Origin of the sequence: Lutibacter sp. TH_r2, from assembly GCF_033101135.1 — a bacterium.
Classification (GTDB): Bacteria; Bacteroidota; Bacteroidia; order Flavobacteriales; family Flavobacteriaceae; genus Lutibacter.
Map to the genome: position 1 here is coordinate 1,186,047 of NZ_JAWMPV010000001.1, position 18,630 is coordinate 1,204,676.

The 18,630-nt window shown below is 30.1% G+C and carries 16 protein-coding genes; 13 read left to right on the plus strand and 3 right to left on the minus strand.

What is annotated here, in order from left to right; translation table 11 throughout:
• Positions 1-91 precede the first annotated feature (91 nt).
• On the minus strand, positions 92-2,233 hold the full coding sequence (locus tag R3X25_RS04910) for a prolyl oligopeptidase family serine peptidase (protein WP_317672428.1): 2,142 nt from the start codon (positions 2,231-2,233) through the stop codon (positions 92-94).
• A gap of 83 nt (positions 2,234-2,316) precedes the next feature.
• Complete coding sequence (locus R3X25_RS04915) at positions 2,317-2,682, minus strand: DoxX family membrane protein (protein WP_317672430.1); 366 nt, start codon at positions 2,680-2,682, stop codon at positions 2,317-2,319.
• A gap of 159 nt (positions 2,683-2,841) precedes the next feature.
• On the opposite strand from R3X25_RS04915, the gene trxA reads away from it, so the two are divergent.
• Positions 2,842-3,201 carry a thioredoxin gene (trxA, locus tag R3X25_RS04920; protein ID WP_317672432.1) on the plus strand — a complete coding sequence of 120 codons (360 nt, stop codon included), beginning with the start codon at positions 2,842-2,844 and terminating at the stop codon, positions 3,199-3,201.
• Positions 3,202-3,293: 92 nt separating this feature from the next.
• Here trxA and R3X25_RS04925 read toward each other — a convergent pair whose 3' ends face one another.
• The gene (locus R3X25_RS04925; RefSeq protein WP_317672434.1) at positions 3,294-4,283 is read right to left on the minus strand and encodes an aspartate-semialdehyde dehydrogenase; all 990 of its coding nucleotides are present in this window, start codon (positions 4,281-4,283) and stop codon (positions 3,294-3,296) included.
• 208 nt (positions 4,284-4,491) lie between these two features.
• Between R3X25_RS04925 and R3X25_RS04930 the strand changes: the two genes are divergently transcribed.
• The 12 genes from R3X25_RS04930 to R3X25_RS04985 all read left to right on the plus strand — a co-directional run bounded on the left by R3X25_RS04930 (position 4,492) and on the right by R3X25_RS04985 (position 18,604).
• Entirely contained in the window at positions 4,492-5,838 is a 1,347-nt protein-coding gene (locus R3X25_RS04930) for a carboxypeptidase-like regulatory domain-containing protein (RefSeq protein WP_317672436.1), read from the plus strand.
• A gap of 102 nt (positions 5,839-5,940) precedes the next feature.
• A complete protein-coding gene (locus tag R3X25_RS04935; RefSeq protein ID WP_317672438.1) occupies positions 5,941-7,218 on the plus strand; it encodes a peptidase U32 family protein in 1,278 nt (425 codons plus the stop codon).
• A gap of 8 nt (positions 7,219-7,226) precedes the next feature.
• Entirely contained in the window at positions 7,227-7,457 is a 231-nt protein-coding gene (locus R3X25_RS04940; protein ID WP_317672440.1) for a ferredoxin, read from the plus strand.
• A gap of 100 nt (positions 7,458-7,557) precedes the next feature.
• A complete protein-coding gene (locus R3X25_RS04945; protein WP_317672442.1) occupies positions 7,558-8,922 on the plus strand; it encodes a regulatory iron-sulfur-containing complex subunit RicT in 1,365 nt (454 codons plus the stop codon).
• Positions 8,915-9,394, plus strand: a complete 480-nt coding sequence (locus R3X25_RS04950) for a gliding motility lipoprotein GldH (RefSeq protein WP_317672444.1) — start codon at positions 8,915-8,917, stop codon at positions 9,392-9,394. Before R3X25_RS04945 ends, R3X25_RS04950 begins: the two co-directional genes overlap by 8 nt.
• 1 nt (position 9,395) lies before the next feature.
• A complete protein-coding gene (locus R3X25_RS04955) occupies positions 9,396-11,678 on the plus strand; it encodes a penicillin-binding protein 1A (RefSeq protein ID WP_317672446.1) in 2,283 nt (760 codons plus the stop codon).
• A gap of 1 nt (position 11,679) precedes the next feature.
• Positions 11,680-13,497: an AMP-binding protein gene (locus tag R3X25_RS04960; protein ID WP_317672448.1), complete on the plus strand. Its 1,818-nt coding sequence runs from the start codon at positions 11,680-11,682 to the stop codon at positions 13,495-13,497.
• Positions 13,498-13,505: 8 nt separating this feature from the next.
• Positions 13,506-14,288: a sulfite exporter TauE/SafE family protein gene (locus tag R3X25_RS04965; protein WP_317672450.1), complete on the plus strand. Its 783-nt coding sequence runs from the start codon at positions 13,506-13,508 to the stop codon at positions 14,286-14,288.
• Between the two features lie 53 nt (positions 14,289-14,341).
• A complete protein-coding gene (locus R3X25_RS04970) occupies positions 14,342-15,103 on the plus strand; it encodes an exodeoxyribonuclease III (RefSeq protein ID WP_317672452.1) in 762 nt (253 codons plus the stop codon).
• A 12-nt stretch (positions 15,104-15,115) separates the two neighbouring features.
• The gene (locus R3X25_RS04975; RefSeq protein ID WP_317672454.1) at positions 15,116-16,066 is read left to right on the plus strand and encodes an OmpA family protein; all 951 of its coding nucleotides are present in this window, start codon (positions 15,116-15,118) and stop codon (positions 16,064-16,066) included.
• Positions 16,067-16,073: 7 nt separating this feature from the next.
• Positions 16,074-17,633, plus strand: a complete 1,560-nt coding sequence (locus R3X25_RS04980) for a lytic transglycosylase domain-containing protein (RefSeq protein WP_317672456.1) — start codon at positions 16,074-16,076, stop codon at positions 17,631-17,633.
• Entirely contained in the window at positions 17,630-18,604 is a 975-nt protein-coding gene (locus R3X25_RS04985) for a DUF4837 family protein (protein WP_317672458.1), read from the plus strand. Before R3X25_RS04980 ends, R3X25_RS04985 begins: the two co-directional genes overlap by 4 nt.
• Positions 18,605-18,630 lie beyond the last annotated feature (26 nt).

Consider the following 18,630-nt stretch of genomic DNA (forward strand, 5'->3'; position numbering starts at 1 on the left):
ACGTTTATATTTTATTCAACTTTGTTTCATCCATAAGTACATAAAAAAAGCCGCTTATTTGAGCGACTTTTTTTATAATTTAAGAGAAAAATTATCCTTTTATTTTAGATTTGCTAGGTAATTCTTTATAGCCCATATTGTATAAGGTAAAGCCAAAAATATCAGCATATTGTTCAATAGTTTTAGAAACTGGAGTTCCAGCTCCGTGACCAGCATTGGTTTCAATTCTAATTATTGTAGGATTGTTTCCAGTTTGTTTTGCTTGTAATTCTGCAGCAAATTTAAATGAATGTGCTGGCACAACTCTATCATCGTGATCACCAGTTGTAACCATTGTAGCAGGATACTCAACACCTTCTTTTACATTATGTACAGGAGAATAACCTTTTAAATATTCAAACATATCTTTATTGTCTTCTGCAGTTCCATAATCGTAAGCCCAACCAGCTCCAGCAGTAAATGTGTGGTAACGTAGCATATCTAGAACACCAACAGCAGGTAAAGCAACTTTCATTAATTCTGGACGTTGTGTCATTGTTGCACCAACTAATAAACCACCATTACTTCCACCTCTTATTGCTAAAAATTCTGATGAAGTATAATTTTCTGAAATTAAATATTCAGCAGCAGCAATAAAATCGTCAAACACATTTTGTTTTTGCAGCTTTGTTCCGGCTTTATGCCAAACTTTTCCATATTCTCCACCACCACGTAAATTTGGTACTGCATAAACACCACCTTGTTCCATCCATACAGCATTTGCAATACTAAAACTAGGTGTTAAACTAATATTAAAACCTCCATAACCATATAAAATAGTTGGGTTTTCACCGTTTAATTCTGTTCCTTTTTTATATGAAATAATCATTGGAACTTTTGTACCATCTTTTGAAGTATAGAATACTTGTTTAGATTCAAAATCATCTGAATTAAAATCTATTGCAGGTTTTTTATACAAGCTACTTTCTCCAGTTTTAGGTTTAAAAGAATAAATAGAACCTGGAGTGATATAATTTGTAAATGAATAATAGATAGTCTCTGCATCAATTTTACCACTAAAACCACCGGCAGTACCAACACCTGGTAATTCAATATTTCTTATTAGTTTTCCTTCAAAATTATATTGCATCACTTTTGAAACTGCATCTACCATATATTTTGCAAAAATGTAATTGCTAGCCGTTGAAATGTTTAATACATTTTTAGTTTCTGGTATTACATCTACCCAGTTTTCTTTACTTGGGTTTTTTACAGATACTTTTACAATTCTTTTATTTGGAGCATCTACGTTTGTGCTCATGTAGAAATAACCGTTTTTATGAGCAATTACGCCAGTGTCGTTATCAAAACCTAAAATAATTGGTTTAATTGGGCTGTTTGGGTTCGATAAATCTTTATAATACAATTCGTTTCCAGAAGTAGAAACAGAAGCAGAAATAATTAAATACTTTTCGTCTTCAGTTACTCCACCACCTACGTATCTTCTTTTATTTTTGTCACCAAATATAATTGGGTCGTTCGTTTGTTTTGTTCCTAATTTATGGTAAAATAAACGATGTTGATCAGTTTTTGCAGAAAGTTCACTTCCTTTAGGTTTTTCGTAACTAGAGTAGTAGATTCCATCGTTTCCTTTCCAAGACATTCCACTAAATTTAACATCAATTATAGTATCTTCTTTTATTTCTTTAGAAAGCGCATCCATAATTATAATTTTACGCCAATCGCTTCCGCCTTCAGAAATTGCATAGGCAACCAAGCTGCCATCTTTTGAAAAAGACATACCGCCTAAAGAAGTTGTTCCATCTTCAGAAAAAGTATTTGGATCTAAAAACACTTCAGGCTCTTCATCATCTTTAAATCTATATAAAACATATTGGTTTTGTAAGCCATTATTTTTGTAGAAATAAGTATAATCACCTTCTTTAAATGGTGAACCAATTTTTTCGTAATTCCATAGTTTTTCTAAACGAGATTTTAATTCATTTCGGTAAGGTATGTTTGCTAAATAATCAAAAGTAACTTTGTTTTGCTCACCAACCCATTCGGCTGTTTCTTCGCTCATATTATCTTCTAACCATCTATATGGATCTTGCACGTCTGTACCAAAATAATTGGTAACAGTATCAACTTTTTTAGTTGTTGGGTATTTCAATTCGGTAATTTTTTGAGTATTAGAATTATTACAGGAAACCATAAAAATTCCAATTAGAGTTAATAAAAATAAGTTTTTCATTGTAAATGTTTTAGTATTTCAAATTTAACAAAAAAGACATATTCTAGTGGAATAAGTCTTTAGTTTTAATATTTTTTTATGAATTAAAATAGTGTTCTAAACTTTTTCCAGTTAATATAAATCAAAAAAGTATTTAAAGTAAAAACTAAAGCTGCAGGAGCTATGGTTGAAATATCAAAGGCAATATGAAATAAAACAATGTTTATTGAAATTGGAGCAAGCCAAACCAAGGCCAAACCTTTCCATTTATTAATAAGTAATAAAAACCCTGGAATAATCTCTGAAACAGCTATTAGAGGCATCATATAACCAGTTTTAATAAGTGCATCCATAAAGCTACCTTCTGGTGGAGCTTCCATAGGAATAAAGTTAAAAAATTTGTTAGCTCCAAATACTAAAAGTATTATGGCTAATAGAAGGCGAACTATCATAGTAACAGTTGAATTCATAAGATTTATTTTAGTTAAAAGTTTGATTATTGATGTGTTAAGTTATGAAATTTATATTAGGTGTAACAAAGGTTACCATTAAGTTGTAAGTTTTTGTGTCAATTTGTCGTTAAATAGGATGGTATAGAATTTGCTATACAAACAATAAAAAATAATATAATGACAGAATTATTAACAAAAGAAACTTTTTTAAAGAAAGTTTTTAATTTCGAAGAAAATAAAGAGTGGAAATTTGAAGGTGATTTACCTTGTGTAATTGATTTTTATGCAGATTGGTGCGGACCTTGTAAAGCTGTTGCTCCAGTTTTAGAGCAATTAGGTGAAGAATATAAAGGAAAAGTAAATATTTATAAAATTGATACTGAAGCAGAGCAAGAATTGGCTGCTGCATTTGGAATTAGAAGTATTCCTTCAATTTTATTTGTACCTAAAGATGCAGAACCTCAAATGGCGCAAGGTGCTTTGCCAAAACCTCAATTTGAGGAAATTATTAAAAATGTACTAGGAGTAGATAAATAATAGTATTTAATAAAATAATAAAAAAAGCCGCTCAAAATTGAGCGGCTTTTTTTTGACTATACTTTAAAGTATAATAAATATAATAGTTGTTGTTAAACTAATTTATTTTCTATTAAATATTCAGCAATTTGAATAGTGTTTGTTGCAGCACCTTTACGTAGGTTATCAGCTACAACCCACATATTTAAAGTGTTTGGTAGAGATTCATCACGTCTTAATCTTCCAACAAAAACTTCATCTCTATTGTGAGCGTGAATTGGCATTGGATACACGTTATTATCTAAATCATCACTAACAATAATACCTGGCATATCAGTTAATAATTGACGAACTTCAGCTAAATCAAAATCGTTTTCAAATTGAACATTTACAGCTTCAGAATGTCCACCAGCAGTTGGAATACGAACAGCTGTAGCAGTTACTGAGAAAGAGTCGTCACCTAAAATCTTTTTAGGTTCTTTTACCAATTTCATTTCTTCTTTAGTATATCCGTTTTCTAAAAACACATCACAATGTGGAATTGCATTTCTGTAAATTGGATAGTTGTAAGCCATTTCACCTTCAATACCTTTTTCTTCATTATCTAATTGTCTAACAGCTTGTACTCCTGTTCCAGAAACTGATTGATATGTTGAAATAACCAAACGTTTCATTTTATATTTATCGTGTAAAGGAGCCAAAGCTAATACCATTTGAATGGTAGAACAGTTTGGGTTTGCAATAATTTTATCTTCAGCAGTTAAAACATCTCCATTTATTTCAGGAACTACTAATTTTTTAGTAGGATCCATTCTCCAAGCGGATGAATTGTCAACAACAGTACAACCAACTTCTGCAAATTTTGGAGCCCATTCTTCTGAAGTGCTTCCACCTGCAGAAAATAAAGCAATGTCTGGTTTAGCATCAACAGCATTTTGTAAACCTATAACAGTATAAGTTTTACCTTTATATTCCATTTGTTTACCTTTTGATCTTTCAGAGGCAACTAATAATAATTCACTAATTGGAAAATTGCGTTCTGCTAAAACTTCTAACATTACACTTCCTACCATTCCGGTAGCACCTACAACAGCTACTTTCATTTTTATTTGGTTTTAAATTTTAATAACACTGCAAATTATTCGAAAAAAACTGAACTAACCAATAGAATTATAGGAAAATAACAAATAATTCTTTTTTTGTTAAAAAGAGATTATCTTATTTCTAACATTTAATAAATAGAATAAATCGCAAATAGTATTTAAAAGGTATAATTTTTGATAATTTTAACGAAACTTAAAACACTTAAATTTGATTAAAAATATTTTATTAGTATTCTTTTCTTTTTCAGCGTATTTATCTTTTTCTCAACATATTGAAGGAAAAGTGTTAGATGCTATTACCAAAAAGCCTATAGAAGATGTTAGTGTATATATAAGAAAGGCAAATAGCGGAACTATAACTAATGATAAAGGATATTTTTATTTAAAAATTCCACCTAAAAGTAGTACAAACGATACTATCTATTTTTCACATATTTCATATAAAGAATTAAAAACTTCTTATAAGGATAAAAAAAGCGACTATTCTGTATATCTACAATCTGCTAATAATGTACTTAAACAAATAAACCTTTCAGAAAAAAGGAACTTAAAACCTACAATACAGTTTAAAAAGTTAGCTTCTATGAAAAATGCCATACATTCTTTTGGTGAAAGGTTAGTAAACGATAAAATATATGTACTTGGAGGTGATGCTTCTTTTGAATATAATGAATTTAAAAAACTAATGGAATTTGATCCAGAAAATGCATTAGCAAAATTTATTACTAAAGGAGGAAATCATAATTGGGAAAGTTATAAAAGAGATCTACTTATTTACAACCTAAAATTGAATTCTTGGAGCACATTATCTGAACCTAAATTTAGTAAAAGAGCATATCATAATTTAATTAATTTAAATAATAAATTATATGTTTTAGGAGGAAAAAGGCTTTCAAAAAGCAAAAAATTAGAATATTTAGATGATAAAATAGAAATTTTTAATCTTGAAAATAATACTATTACTATTGACCATACAAATCCACATCAAGCTGTAAATTTTGCTTCATTCACATATAATAATAATATTATTGTTTTAGGAGGTTCAATAAAAAAAAATAAACTTGGAGTAAAAGAATATACAAACAAGGTTCATTTATACAATACAGAATCTGGTTATTGGTACCTTTTAAATAATATGCCTGTTGCTAAAGAAACCCAAGGTGTTTTAATAAATAATAAAATTTATTTAATTGGAGGTTATAACAAAAAAGCATTAAATACTATAGAAACATATGATTTATTAACTGGAACTTGGAAAAAAGAAGGCGAATTATTTAACGCTATAAGTAAACTTGCTGTAACTAGTAATGGCAGTACAATCTATTTTTTTGATGAAGGAAACATTTACACTTACAATATAATTACAAAAGAATTAAAAAAATATTTAATTGATTTATCATTAAAATCAGCTAAATTATGCTTTAACAACAATACCTTATACATACTCGGAGGATTTAAAGAAACCAAATATTCTATTTTTCCTTCAAGTGGACTTTTTAGTATTGATATAAGCGAATTTAACAATACCAAAGTTAACAAATCAAAAAAACTTTAGTTTCTTTTAACCTAATTCTAAAATGTATAAAAACACCATTATAGCGTTCAAATACTAATAGTTATTAGAAAATACGTAATTTTGCAAAAAATCAAAAAAAGAATGACTACTACAGGAAAAATAGAATTAATGGCTCCTGCCGGAAATTTTGAATCGTTACAAGCTGCATTAGATAATGGAGCTGATTCAATATATTTTGGTGTTGAGCAATTAAATATGCGTGCAAGAGCATCAATTAACTTTACGTTAGATGATTTACAAGAAATTTCCGACCGTTGTAAAGCTAAAAATGTAAGAACATATCTTACATTAAATACCATTGTTTACGATCACGATTTAACAATAGTTAAAACCTTAATTCAAAAAGCAAAAGATGCAGATATTACTGCGGTAATTGCCATGGATCAAGCGGTAATTGCTACAGCTAAAGAAATTGGAATGGAAATTCATATTTCAACACAAATAAACATCACCAATTTCGAGACTGCTAAATTTTATGCAATGTTTGCGGACACTATGGTGTTAAGTAGAGAGTTGAGTTTACGTCAGGTTAAAAAAATTACAGAACAAATTGCAAAAGACAATGTTCGTGGACCTTCAGGAAACTTGGTTGAGATTGAAATATTTGGTCATGGAGCCTTATGTATGGCAGTTTCAGGAAAATGCTATATGAGTTTACATAACCATAACTCTTCAGCAAATAGAGGTGCTTGTAAACAAAATTGCAGAAAAAAATATACAGTTATAGACCAAGAAACAGGTGTTGAAATGGAGTTGGATAACGAGTATATTATGTCTCCGAAGGATTTATGTACCATCGATTTTCTAAATGAAATTGTGGATGCTGGTGTAAAAGTTTTAAAAATTGAAGGAAGAGGTAGAGCGCCAGAATATGTTGCAAAAGTAATTAAATGTTACCGTGATGCTATTGATAGTATTGATGAAGGAACCTATAGCAAAGAAAAAGTAGTTTCTTGGATGCAAGAATTAGAGAAAGTATACAATCGAGGGTTTTGGAGTGGTTATTATTTAGGCCAACAATTAGGTGAATGGAGTAAAGGATCTGGTAGCCACGCTACACAAAAAAAAGTGTATTTAGGAAAAGGAATGCATTTTTTCCCAAAAGCAAACATAGGTGAATTTAAAATTGAAGCGTATGATATTTCGGTTGGCGATACTATTTTAATAACTGGCCCAACAACTGGAGCAAAAGAAATGGAAGTGAAAGAAATGTTTGTGAATGATCAAAAAGGCGAAAAAGGTAGCAAAGGAGATTCAGTTACTATTCCTTTAGAGTTTAGAATTCGTCCGTCAGATAAATTGTATAAAATAGTTTCAGCAAAAGAAGTTGTTGAAAGTGGACATAACAAAGTATTGTAATTTTAAATATGGTTATTATAACTTTACAACGCGCCAAATGTATTGGCTGTAATTATTGTGTAGAAGTTGCTCCAGGGCAATTTCAAATGTCTAAAAAAGATGGCAAGTCGGTTTTACTTCATTCAAAAGAAAAAAAAGGTTTTTTTACTATAAAATATCCTGATGAAACTATTTTTAATGATAGTATAAAGGCAAAAGAAGCTTGCCCAGTAAAAATAATAGACGTAAAACAGATCTAAATTTCATTTTTTTACGTTTTATAGTTCGTAATATAATTATATCTTTACAAATTAGTGAAGGTATTTAGTATGTTCACCTAATAATTTAATAAAAATAAATATGAGCTGTAATAGTTGCTCTACTGATATAAATTCTGTACCAAAAGGTTGTAAAAGTAATGGAAACTGCGCAACTGGAAGTTGTGATAAACTTTCAGTTTTCGATTGGCTTTCTAATATGGCTATTCCAACCGGACAAAAACCATTTAATATTGTTGAAATTCGTTTTAAAAACGGGCGTAAACATTTTTTTAAAAATGTTGACGAACTTAAAATTTCAATGGGAGATATTGTTGCGGTTGAGGGTAATCCTGGACACGACATTGGTGTAGTTTCATTAACTGGTGAATTAGTAAAAGTTCAGCTAAGAAAAAAGAAAATTGATATCAACAGTGAAGAAATAAAGAAAATTTACCGAATAGCTTCACAAAAAGATATTGACATTTGGCAAGAAGCCAGAGCAAAAGAATATGATACACAATATAAAGGACGCGAAATAATAAGCCGTTTAGGTTTACAAATGAAATTGTCAGATGTTGAGTATCAGGGAGATGGAAATAAGGCTACGTTTTATTATACTGCCGATGATCGAGTAGATTTCCGTCAATTAATTCGTGATTTAGCTAGCGCTTTTAGCATTCGTGTTGAAATGAAGCAAGTTGGTTTGCGCCAAGAAGCTGCCAGATTAGGTGGGGTTGGTTCATGCGGACGTGAATTGTGTTGTTCTACATGGTTAACAGATTTACGAAAAGTAAATACATCTGCTGCACGTTATCAGCAATTATCATTAAACCCTCAAAAATTAGCAGGTCAATGTGGTAAATTAAAATGCTGTTTAAATTATGAATTAGATACCTATTTAGATTCATTAAAAGGTTTTCCAAAACAAGATGTAATTCTTAAAACTGAAAAAGGTTCAGCAGTTTTTATAAAAATGGATATTTTTAAAGAAATGCTTTGGTATACCTATAAAGAAGAACGCGCAAAATGGTTTAAATTAACGTTAGAGCAAGTTCAAGAAATTATAGAAATGAATAAGAATGGTGAAGTAATTTCATCTCTTGAAGATTATGAAACGGATGATATTGAGATTTCTAAAAAGGATAAAGTTGAAGATTTAGTTGGTCAAGATAGTTTAACTAGGTTTGATCTTCCAAAGCGTAAAAACAAACGTAAACGCAAATCAAAACCTAAAAGACCAAATCAAAATCAAAATCAACCAAGAGCAAAACAATCAAGACCTCCGCAAAAACAGCAACAAAAGCCAAAGGGTAAACCAAAACCAAAAGCTGCAAACGTAAAAGGTCCAAATCTACAAAACAGTAAAAATCAAAATACTGAAAATAATAAACCAAGTGGTAATAGAAATAATAGAAGAAAAAGAAGACCACCAAAAAACAACAATAATAAACCAGACAATGCGTAATTTAGCAGCCATTATAGTTTTTTTATTACTGTTAGTTTCGTGTAATTCTAACGAAATTTATAATCAATACCAACCTATAGAAAACTATAAATGGTCTTCTGAAAATAAAATTCAGTTTCTAATTAATAATACTGATACTATTTCTTCAAAAAATGTGTTTATAAATATTAGAAACAATAATAAGTATTCCTTTAGTTCTATTTATTTGATTGGAAATATTGAATTTCCAAGTGGAATTAAAGTAATTGACACATTGGAATATGAAATGACAAATGCAGAAGGAAAATGGCTTGGAACTGGATTTACTGAAATTAAAGAGAACAAACTCTACTATAAAGAAAACGTAGTTTTTAACGAAAAAGGTGATTATAATTTCACCATTCAACAAGTTACAAGAAGTATTAATGATGTTGAAGGTAAAAATCCTTTACAAGGAATTACAGATGTTGGTTTAAGCATAGAAAAAGAATAAAATGACAACAAAAAAAACAGAAGCACCAAATTTTTTAAAATATATTAAATGGTTTTGGGCAGCCATTTTAGGAGGAACATTTATCTTAATTTTATTGTTTTTAATGGCTTCTTGGGGAGTTTTTGGTCCGCTTCCAACATTTGAAGAACTAGAAAATCCAGAAAATAATTTAGCTACCGAAGTTATTTCTATTGATGGAAAAACACTAGGTAAATATTTTAAAGAAAATAGAACACCAGTAAAATATAAAGATTTACCAAAAAATTTGCTAGAAGCTTTAGTTGCTACTGAAGATGAACGTTTCTATGAGCATTCAGGAATCGATTTTAAAGCAACATTACGTGCCGTAGTTAAATTAGGTAAAGATGGAGGAGGTAGTACTATTACACAGCAATTAGCAAAATTATTATTTCACGGAGAAGGTTCTAAAAATATTGTTCAGCGTATTGGTCAAAAGTTTAAAGAGTATGTTATTGCAACTCGTTTAGAACGCCAATATACTAAACAAGAAATTTTGACTATGTACTTAAACAAGTATGATTTCTTGAATTTAGCAGTAGGGATTCGTTCTGCATCTAGAATATACTTTGGGAAAGAACCTAAAGAGTTAACCGTTTCGGAATCGGCAATGTTAATTGGAATGTTAAAAAATGCTTCATTATACAATCCATTACGAAGACCCGAAAGAGTTATAAACAGAAGAAACACCGTGTTGGGTCAAATGTATAAAAATGAATTTATTACTGAAATTCAAAAAGATACATTGCAAAAAAAGGATTTAGGACTTGATATTCATAGAGAAACTCATAGCGATGGTTCTGCAACTTACTTTAGAGAGTATTTACGTGATTTTATGAAAAATTGGATTAAAAATAATCCAAAACCAGATGGAACAGAATATAACTTACACCGTGATGGTTTAAAAATATATGTTACGTTAGACTCTAGAATGCAAGAATATGCTGAAGATGCTATGAAACAGCATATGTCTAATTTACAACGCGCTTTTTTCAAAGAACATAAAAAAAATAAAACTGCTCCTTTCTACGATTTAGATAAAAAACAAATAAATATAACCATTGAACAAGCTATGAAACGCTCTAATAGATGGAAACGAATGAAAAAAAATGGAGCTTCAGAAAAGGAAATTAAAGCTTCTTTTGATAAAAAAACAGACATGAAAGTATTCTCTTGGAAAGGAGAAATTGATACTATTATGTCTCCAAAAGATTCCATTTTCTATTATAAACATTTTTTACGTTCAGGAGTTTTGTCAATAGAGCCGCAAACAGGTCATGTAAAAGTTTGGGTTGGAGGAATTAATTACAAACACTTCCAATTTGATGCCGTAAAACAACAAAAACGTCAGGTTGGATCAACATTTAAGCCATTTGTATATGCTACCGCTATTAATCAATTAAAACTTTCACCTTGCGAAAAATTTCCAAATACGCTCTATACTATTCCAAAAGATAAATATGGAATGCCAAAAGATTGGACACCAAAAAATGCAAGTGAAAAATACGGTGGAGAATTAACCTTAAAACAAGCGCTTGCAGGTTCAGTAAATGTAATTACCGCAAGATTAATTGATATGGTAAACCCTGAAAATGTAGTGAATTTAGCAACAAGCGCAGGTATAAAATCTGAAATTCCTGCAGTTCCTGCAATTGCATTAGGTTCGGTAGATTTATCATTGTTTGAAATGGTTGGCGCCTATGCAACTTTTGCTAATAAAGGATTGCAAATTGAACCAATGATGATTCTTAAAATTGAAGATAAAAACGGGACAGTCTTAGAGCAATTTGTACCTTCATCTAAAGAGGTTTTAAGTGAAGAATCTGCGTATGTTATAATAAATTTATTAGAAGGTGTTACGCAAGCAGGTTCGGGTATTAGATTAAGAACTTCGTGGGGAAATTACCCAGATAATGTGGTTACTGGTTTTCCATATAAATTCACAAATCCTATTGCAGGTAAAACAGGAACAACTCAAAATCAATCGGATGGTTGGTTTATGGGAATTGTACCAAATTTAGCTACAGGAGTTTGGGTTGGTGCTGAAGATAGAGCAGCGCATTTTTATGGAATAGGAAAAGGTCAAGGAGCCTCAATGGCTTTACCTATTTGGGCTTTATACCATAAAAAATTATATGCTGATAAAGAGCTAGAAATTAGTCAAGAAGAATTTGAAAAACCTGAAAATTTAGATATTGAAATTGATTGTGATAAAAAAGATGCAGAAGCTACTGATACTATTTTAGAAGACGAACCAGAATTTTAAAATGGCTAAAAACACTTGGAAACCTACTAATAAAATAATAAATAACAGCAACATTTATAAAATGATGCAAAAAAATGGTTTTCAAAGTTATACTAATTTTTGGAGATGGTCTGTAGAAAACAAAGAAGCATTTTGGCAACAAACCGTTGAAAATTTAGGAATACCTTTTCATAAAAATTTTGATAAAATTTTAGATACTTCAAAAGGTATTGAAAATGCCGAATGGTTAAAAGGTGCTGAATTTAATATTGTAGATGCTTGTTTTCAAAATGGTGATGATGACATAGCTGTAGTTTTTCAGGAAGAAGAAAAATCAATTAAAAAAGTTACTCAAAAAGAACTTGAGAATCTAGTAAATAAAATAGCAAACTCACTTATTGAACATGGTTTAAAAGTTGGTGATGCAATTGCTATTGATATGCCAATGACTTTGGAAGCTGTGGCTATATATTTGGCTGGAATTAAAGCCGGAATGCCAATTGTAACAATTGCGGATAGTTTTACTCCAAGCGAAATTAAAGTTCGTTTAAACATAGCTAAACCAAAAGTAATTTTCACACAAGATTATTTGCAAAGAGCAGGAAAAACACTTCATTTATTTAATAAAGTTGTTGAGGCAAATGCTCCAAAAGCAATTGTAATTCAAACGATAGAAGAAACTATTGATTTAAGGGAAAATGATATTTTTTGGAACGATTTTCTTTCTAAAAAAACTTCTTTTAAATCAGTTATTCAAAAACCAGAAGAAGTAATTACCATACTTTTTTCCTCGGGAACTACAGGAAAACCAAAAGCAATTCCATGGACACATTTAACTCCAATTAAAAGTGCAAGTGATGGTTATTACCATCAAAATATACAAAAAAGTGATGTGGTGTGTTGGCCAACAAATTTAGGTTGGATGATGGGACCTTGGTTGGTTTTTGCTTCATTAATAAATAAAGCAGCCATTGGTTTGTATTATGGAATTCCAACAGGTTATGGTTTTGGTAAATTTGTTCAAGATGCAAATGTTACTATGCTAGGTGTAATACCAAGTATTGTAAAATATTGGAAATCTTCAAAATGTATGGAGCAATTCAATTGGGATAACATAAAGTGTTTTAGTTCTACTGGCGAAGTTTCAAACCCAACAGAAATGGAATATTTAATGCAATTGGTAAATAACAAACCTGTAATTGAATATTGTGGAGGTACAGAAATTGGTGGAGGTTATATAACAAGTACAGTAGTTCAAGAAAATATAGCAAGTACATTTTCTAGCCAAGCTTTAGGTGGTGAATTTGTGTTGTTAAATGAAGAAAATAATAAAGCTGATAAAGGAGAAGTTTTTTTAATACCACCTATTTTAGGTTTATCAAATAGATTAATAAATAGAGATCATTTTAAGGCGTATTACGAAGGAACTCCAACATATAAGGGAAAATTATTACGCCGTCATGGTGATCAAATGCAGCAACTTGAAAATGGATATTACAAAGCACAAGGCCGTGTTGATGATGCCATGAATTTAGGCGGAATAAAAGTGAGCTCTATTCAAATAGAAGCAGTAATAAATAAACTAGATTTTGTAAATGAATCGGCTGCCATTGCTGTTTCTCCTAAAAATGGAGGTCCAAGTGAATTAGTAGTTTATAGTGTAGAATTTACTTCAGAAAAAACTTCAGAAGAAAAATATATTGAAGCTAAAAATTGTATTAAAAAACAATTAAATCCGTTATTTAAACTTGTAGATTTGGTTGAAATAGAAAAACTACCTAGAACAGCTTCAAATAAAGTAATGCGAAGAAAATTAAGAGATTTATACTTAAATAAATAAAATAAGCAATGAATATTTGGATTTTAGCAACCATTATTATGTTAATTGCATTTGTAATGACAATGACTGGAAGAGGTGGAGGAAATTTTTACGTGCTTACATTGGTAATTGCCGGAATAAGTATGAATATTTCAGCTTCAACAGGGCAATTTATTTTAATGTGTTCTTCGTTAATGGCCGCTATTTTGTTTAGTAAGCAAAAAATGAATCATTGGAAATTAACTATTTTATTAGGGGTTTTAATTTTTATATCAGCAATGGCTGGAGGTTTTTTAGGTCAATATTTTGATGAAAAAATGTTAAAATTAATATTTGCAATAGTTATGTTTATTGCAGCCCTTTTTATGTTGCGCAAACCAAAACAGAAACTAAAAAACGATTATAAATGGGTAATTTCTCTTACTTCTAATAACGAAACTTATCAAGTAAATTTGTTAGTAAGCGTGCCAATAGTTTTGTTAACCGGATTTATTTCGGGTATGGTTGGAGTTTCAGGAGGTTCTTTTTTAGTTCCATTAATGATTTTAACTATGAGCGTGCCAATGCAAGTAGCAATTGGTACGTCAACAACTTTAGTATTTATTTCTGCTGCAGCTGGATTTTTTGGACATTTAGGAGCTGGGTTTTTTGATTATAACTTGGCAATACCTTTGGCAGCTGCTGGAGTAATTGGAGGTTTTGCAGGAGCAAAAATAGCCTTAAAATCAAAACCTAAAAATTTAAAATATTTGTTTGCAGGAACTCAAATAGTAGCTTCAATACTAATGATTATTAATATTTTTAATCATTAAATGTTTCAATTAACTTTACAAGCTTTAAATCTATTTAATTTTAAAACCTAAAAATGAAAATAATATCATATAACGTAAACGGAATAAGAGCAGCCTTAAAAAAAGGTTTTATAGATTGGTTGGTAGCTGCAGATCCAGATGTGGTTTGTATACAAGAAACCAAGGCACATAAAGAGCAATTAGATTTAACACTTTTTGAAGAAGCTGGTTATCCATTTCATTATTGGTTTTCAGCACAAAAAAAAGGTTACAGTAGTGTTGCAATTTTATCGAAAATTGAACCTAAAAATGTTGAGTATGGCACAGGAATTGAAGCCATGGACTTCGAAGGTAGAAATTTAAGAGTTGATTTTGATAATGTTTCGGTAATGAGTTTGTATTTACCATCGGGAACTAACGATGCTCGTTTGGATTTTAAGCTAAATTATATGGCTGAATTTCAAGAGTATGTAAACGAATTAAAGAAAGATTTACCAAATTTAATTATTTGTGGAGATTATAATATTTGTCATGAAGAAATTGATATTCACAACCCAAAAATGAAAGGAGTTTCTGGGTTTTTACCAGTAGAAAGAGAATGGATTGGTAGTTTTATAGATAGTGGTTTTATAGATTCTTTTAGACATTTAAACAAAGAGCCTCATCACTATAGCTGGTGGAGTTATAGAGCAAATGCACGTAACAATAATAAAGGTTGGCGCATAGATTACAATATGGTAAGCGAACCTTTGAAAGATAAAATTAAAAGAGCTTATATTTTACCTGAAGCAAAGCATTCAGATCATTGTCCAATAGTAGTTGAAATAGAATCATAAAAAATAATAAGTATGTTTAAAAAAGTTAGTTTATTAGTTTTAGTAGTTAGTTTATTAAGTTCTTGTGTTTCAAAAAAAGTATATCAAGAGCTAGAATCGAAATACAATGGTTTACGTAGTTCAAACGCTTCGTTAATTAAAGAAAAGGAAGATTTATTAGCTGCAAAAAAAACGTTGGAAGCCGATTTAGCCGAGCTTCAAAAAAATTATAATGCTTTAAAAACAAAGAAAGATATTTTAGATGTTGAATACTCTGCACTTCAAAATAAATTTAAAAATTTACAAGAATCTTATGATGTACTTTCAACACAAAGCTCTCAAAAATTAGCAGATCAAGCAAAGAAAAATCAAGAGTTGCTTTCTAAATTAGAAGAAAAAGAAAAAACATTACTAGCTGAAAGTCAACGTTTAGAGAAACTTCAGAAAGAATTAAATAACAAAGCAGAACAAGTTTCAGAGTTAAAAGCATTAATAAATGCAAAAGAGGCTCAAATGCAAAAACTAAAAGATGCAATTTCTAAAGCATTACATAATTTTGAAGGTAAAGGTTTAACGGTTGAACATAAAAACGGTAAAATTTATGTTTCCATGGAAAACAAATTATTATTTGGTTCAGGAAGTTGGGCTGTTGGAACAGAAGGAACAAAAGCCGTTCAACAATTAGCACAAGTACTTTCAGAAAACCAAGATATTAATGTTTTAATTGAAGGGCATACGGATAACGTACCTTACAAAGGAACTACACTAATTGATAACTGGGATTTATCTGTTAAACGTGCAACTGCAATTGTTAGAATTTTAGAAAATAAAGGTGTAAATCCAACACAAATAACAGCAGCAGGTAGAAGTAAATTTGTTCCTGTTGATTCTAATAAAACTACTGAAGGAAAAGCTAAAAATAGAAGAATAGAGATTATATTAGCGCCTAATTTAGACGAGATATCAAAACTTCTTAACTACTAATATATACATGAAAAAACTAACTCTTTTATTTTTAATTCTAACTAGTTTAGGATATGCACAGGTAGAAAATGATACGCTAAAGTTAGAGCCAATTGAAGATACAAAGACGTTATTTTCTGAAGGAGATTCTATTGTTTTAAAGCAAGTAGACTCATTAATAACTTTAAAAATTAATAAAGAAGCTGCTTTAATTGATAGTTTATGGTTAACGGAATTAATTAATTCACCTTTGTATGATACCATTCAATATGTATTAAGAGATGATGAAAAATTGGTAACAGAATTAGAAGAATTACCAACTGAATTATTAAAGAAACGTTTAAAAGTTTTAGACAGTAAAACACCATTTCATATTGAGTATAATTCACAACTAGAATCAATTATTAAAACATATTTAAAACGAAGAAAATCATCGTTTTCAGGATTATTAGAAAAGGCTCGATATTATTTTCCAATGTTTGAAGAGCAATTAGATAAATACGACATTCCATTGGAAATTAAGTATTTAGCTATTGTAGAGTCCGCATTAAAACCAAGAGCAAAATCTAGAGTTGGTGCCACAGGGTTGTGGCAATTTATGTATCCAACAGGAAAAATGTTCGATTTAAAAGTAAGCTCTTATGTAGATGAACGTCAGGATCCATACAAAGCAACCGAAGCAGCGTGTAAATATTTAGCTAGTTTGTACAAAATTTTTGGAGATTGGGATTTGGCTTTAGCCGCATATAACTCTGGACCAGGAAATGTAAGTAAAGCTATTAGAAGGTCAAACGGAAGTAAAAATTATTGGAACATTAGACATAATTTACCTAGAGAAACTGCAGGTTATGTGCCAGCATTTTATGCAACATTGTACATTTTTGAGTATGCAAAAGAGCACAATATTGTTGCTAGAAAAAGCGCTTTACCTTTGTTTAAAACAGATACTGTGCAAGTAAAACGACAAATGACTTTTGAACAAATTAATGAAACTTTAGATGTTGATATTGAGTTACTTCAATTTTTAAATCCACAATATAAGTTAGATATTATTCCTTATGTAGAAGGAAGAAATTATACACTCTCTTTACCTGTAGAATCTATTGGAAATTTTTTATCTAATGAAGAAGAAATTTATGCTTTTGTAGAAAAACAAGAAGAAAAAAGAGAAAAGCCTTTACCAAAGTATACTGAACTTAATGATAGAATTCGTTACAAAGTTAGAAGTGGAGATTTTTTAGGGAAAATTGCAAATAGATATGGCGTTTCAGTAAGCAACCTAAAGCGTTGGAATAATATGCGAAGCACCAGATTGAGAATAGGGCAGTATTTAACCGTTTATCCGAGAAGAATGAATGGAGTTTCGGTTTCTTCATCAAAAAGTACAGTAAAAAAACCAACTTCAACAAAAAAGAAACCATTACCAACAGGTCCACATCAAATATATACGGTTAAATCGGGTGAATCTTTATGGGTAATTGCTCAAAAATTTCCCAATGTTTCTGTTCAAGATATAAAAGATTGGAACGATAATTGGAGCGTAAAAGGTTTAAAGCCAGGTACCAAATTAAAAATATTTAGCAAATGAAAAAACTAGGAATTTTATTAGTAGTAATTGCAACATTGTTTAGTTGTGAATCAGGACCTCAAAAAAAGATTTTAAAATCTGCTAACGGTAGAGTTAACAGCTTATTAGTTGTAATTAAAAATAGCGAATGGCAAGGTGAAATTGGAGACGAATTGAGAAAAATTTTAGGAGAACCAGTTGTTGGATTGCCTCAACCTGAAGCACAATTTGTAGTTTCGCAAATTCCACCAGAAAATTTTGGAAGCATGTTTAGAGGCTCTAGAAGTGTTTTACAAGTTGGAATTGGAGACGAAAATGCTTTTAACACAAATACAGATGTTTATGCTGCTCCTCAAAAAATTATTACTATTACTGGAACTTCTAATGAAGAAATAATTGCTCAAATAAAAGAGAATAGTAGTGAGTTAGTTTCTGTATTTAAAAATGCAGATTTAGTAGCTGTTCAACGAAGAATTTTAAAAAAGTTTTGGAACCCAACAAAAATTAAAACTTTTGAAAAGCAAGGTTATTCAATTAAAATTCCTCAATCTTATACAAAAGTGGAAGATGATGGTGATATTGTTTGGTATAGATATCATTTAAACGGAGGAGAAAGTATGGAAATTTTCACTTACACTGTTCCAATTACTTCAGAAGACGATTTAAATGGAAATAATATTGTAACTATTAGAAATGAGTTTGGGAAAAAGTATGTTCCAGGTCAAATTGAAGGCTCACACATGATAACCGAAGAAGCTTACACTCCGCATATTTTTGAAATTAATTTTAAAGAAAAAAAAGCTTTTGAAACAAGAGGAAAATGGGAAGTTAAAGGCGTTTTTATGGCTGGACCTTTTTTAAGTTATACAGTAGTAGATAAGCCAAATAATAGATTGGTAATTGCTGAAGGTTTAACATATGCTCCAGGTGTTAATAAAAGAGATTATATGTTTGAAATTGAAGCAATATTAAAAACATTGGTTATAGATTAAATTCATTTTTAAATTGCTATTTTTGA

Coding starts and splice junctions, on each gene's coding strand:
- R3X25_RS04910 (WP_317672428.1), bottom strand. CDS start 2,233: ATGAAAAACTTATTTTTATTAACTCTAATTGGAATTTTTATGGTTTCC.
- R3X25_RS04915 (WP_317672430.1), bottom strand. CDS start 2,682: ATGAATTCAACTGTTACTATGATAGTTCGCCTTCTATTAGCCATAATA.
- trxA (WP_317672432.1), top strand. CDS start 2,842: ATGACAGAATTATTAACAAAAGAAACTTTTTTAAAGAAAGTTTTTAAT.
- R3X25_RS04925 (WP_317672434.1), bottom strand. CDS start 4,283: ATGAAAGTAGCTGTTGTAGGTGCTACCGGAATGGTAGGAAGTGTAATG.
- R3X25_RS04935 (WP_317672438.1), top strand. CDS start 5,941: ATGACTACTACAGGAAAAATAGAATTAATGGCTCCTGCCGGAAATTTT.
- R3X25_RS04940 (WP_317672440.1), top strand. CDS start 7,227: ATGGTTATTATAACTTTACAACGCGCCAAATGTATTGGCTGTAATTAT.
- R3X25_RS04945 (WP_317672442.1), top strand. CDS start 7,558: ATGAGCTGTAATAGTTGCTCTACTGATATAAATTCTGTACCAAAAGGT.
- R3X25_RS04950 (WP_317672444.1), top strand. CDS start 8,915: ATGCGTAATTTAGCAGCCATTATAGTTTTTTTATTACTGTTAGTTTCG.
- R3X25_RS04955 (WP_317672446.1), top strand. CDS start 9,396: ATGACAACAAAAAAAACAGAAGCACCAAATTTTTTAAAATATATTAAA.
- R3X25_RS04960 (WP_317672448.1), top strand. CDS start 11,680: ATGGCTAAAAACACTTGGAAACCTACTAATAAAATAATAAATAACAGC.
- R3X25_RS04965 (WP_317672450.1), top strand. CDS start 13,506: ATGAATATTTGGATTTTAGCAACCATTATTATGTTAATTGCATTTGTA.
- R3X25_RS04970 (WP_317672452.1), top strand. CDS start 14,342: ATGAAAATAATATCATATAACGTAAACGGAATAAGAGCAGCCTTAAAA.
- R3X25_RS04975 (WP_317672454.1), top strand. CDS start 15,116: ATGTTTAAAAAAGTTAGTTTATTAGTTTTAGTAGTTAGTTTATTAAGT.
- R3X25_RS04980 (WP_317672456.1), top strand. CDS start 16,074: ATGAAAAAACTAACTCTTTTATTTTTAATTCTAACTAGTTTAGGATAT.
- R3X25_RS04985 (WP_317672458.1), top strand. CDS start 17,630: ATGAAAAAACTAGGAATTTTATTAGTAGTAATTGCAACATTGTTTAGT.